Annotated in this window: 1 protein-coding gene and 2 pseudogenes; 2 read left to right on the top strand and 1 reads right to left on the bottom strand. The window is 69.7% G+C overall.

From position 1 onward, the window contains the following. The first annotated feature begins 274 nt into the window (after positions 1-274). Complete coding sequence (locus MXD57_RS31180; protein ID WP_250405573.1) at positions 275-904, top strand: hypothetical protein; 630 nt, start codon at positions 275-277, stop codon at positions 902-904. Between the two features lie 133 nt (positions 905-1,037). Here MXD57_RS31180 and MXD57_RS31185 read toward each other — a convergent pair. Beyond that, a pseudogene (locus tag MXD57_RS31185) lies at positions 1,038-1,656 on the bottom strand (TetR-like C-terminal domain-containing protein). A gap of 239 nt (positions 1,657-1,895) precedes the next feature. Here MXD57_RS31185 and MXD57_RS31190 point away from each other — a divergent pair. After that, positions 1,896-2,107, top strand: a pseudogene (locus tag MXD57_RS31190) (hypothetical protein); the annotation flags it as partial.

Raw genomic sequence — 2,107 nt, forward strand, 5'->3', positions numbered from 1 at the left:
GTTATGCAGCAGGCGCAGCACCCCCTGCCGTTGCCAGACAACAGGCGTCGGCTGCGAGCAGCACGTCTTCGAGTAACGGGCAGCTGCTACACGCCGGAGCCTGGCCTGCTACACGTGCAGCACCCATGTGCCGATCACGCCCACCTGTGAAGGGTGTGCGCACCCTTCGGTTCGCCCTTGGCGAGGATCCCGGAAAGCGCCCCCGAGGCCCTGGCGGTGTCCGGATACTCGAGGGGTGTCAGGCCCCTGTTCGCCCAACTTCGCCTGATGCCGCATGGATCAGGGAGAGGGGATGCCGGTGGTGGATCGGACTGTGGTGCATGGGTGGGATCAGCGGTTCGCGACGTGGGGCAACAAGGAGGAACGCAGCCGGCTACTGGCAAAAATCCATGCGCGGGGCATTTGTCCCATGCTGTCCTCGCCGGAGGTGCTGGTAACGGCCCTCCTCGCACCGTTCGTCGCCGCGGTGGCCACCTCGCTCGGCACGAGCCTGGGCGGGTCGATCGAGAAGGCCCTTCGCACCGTGCTGCGGAAGGCACCACGGCAGAGCGTTCTCGGGCGTCGGCGACGGCTCCTGGGGTGGCATCAGCGGCGACACCAGGGGAGTGCACCGGACCGGTTCGCAGGTGCTGCCGACACCCCTGCCGCCGTGACCCTCGCCCATCAGGCAGGAGCCATGATCCAGATCACGACGTGGACCCCTGCGAAATCGCTGACGCTCCTTCCCGCGATGGACTTCTCAGGACTGGCAGCCCTGGGCGATGTGCCCGCCATCGTCAGGTGGATGGACGACGGATGGCACGCCTTCTCCCTCAAGGAGAGCATGATCGTCGAAGTCGCCTGGGATGAGGACGCCGCACGGTGGGCGCCGTACCGGGGGCCGTTGGCGGAATCGTCCGACTGACGTGGCGTCAGTCCGCGGTCGTCATCCTGCCGCGGCGGCGGCCAGGCTCTCCGCTTGGCGACGGGCGAGCCGAACGGGATTTCGCGGTACGCCCCGGGGGCTGAAGCGGTCTTCGTCAAGTCGGCTGCATGGCCTACGGCTTGTGCCGGGACGGGGCGGGTTCGGCGCTCCTCAGGGTGCGGAACACCGCGGGCGTCATCCAGCCGCGCAGCGTGGCGTGGATCGGAACGTGGCCTCGGCCGTGGCGGCGTCGAGAGCTCCGCCCAGTTCGATCGTCACCAGTCCGTGCAGGGCCACCCAGAGCGAGAGGGCGATCAGCGTCGCGTCGCCCGCCAGGACCTTCTCCGTCAAGGCACGCTCGATCGCCGCGAGGAGCGGCCCGACGGGGTCACCGGTACCGACCGAGTCCGACGGGTCGAAGGACTGCACACCACCGAACAACACCGTGCAGAGGTGGCGGTGCTCGCCTCCCCACCGCCGGTATGCGATGGCCAGCGCGTAGAGCGTAGAGGTCGGCGAGGGCGTCCTCAGACGCGCTCCTAGAAGAGGCCGGTCACCGCTCTGTCGCGCACCTCGTCGAACAGCCGCGTCCTTGCCGTCGAACAGCGAGTACACCGCCGCCGTCGACCCCGGCCGCAGCGGCCAGGGCACGGACGGTGACCGATTCCCGGGGCCGGGGTGGCGAACATCTCGGTGGCGCATGCGACGAGCCGCTCCTTGACGGTGTCGTCGTTCGTTCTCGGCCTTCCCATGGGGCCAGCCGCCTGGCGGGACGCTGCTGCACCGCGGCCTGTGCTGCGGAATGCAGCAGACGGCCGTCACCCTTCACCACCAGGGGCAGCAGCCGGTGCAGCAGCGGCTGCTGCACGGCGCAGGCCGCCGAGGGTGCCAAGGTGCGCTGGAAGTGGCCGTAGGCGGGGCGGCCCGTACGAGCGTTCCTGGGATGGGGTGCCGCGTGCTGCCCCCGCCTGGCCCGGCCCAGGCGGTACGAGTGGGGCGTGACCCACAAAACTTCAGCTTCCACCTCGCCGAGGAGCTGGGCAACCACTACGGCTCGTCCACTGACAGCCGGCCCACGAGCGCGGAACACGTGATCCCGTATCCCGCGATCGTGGTCAACGAGCTGGGTGCGGACCGCGCGGCGCACTGGTTCGTGGCGGCCCGCCGGGTTCACCTGCACGTGGTGGCCGCGGATCAGGCCCG

It is taken from the genome of Streptomyces cellostaticus, assembly GCF_023630175.1.
Lineage (GTDB): Bacteria > Actinomycetota > Actinomycetes > Streptomycetales > Streptomycetaceae > Streptomyces > Streptomyces cellostaticus_A.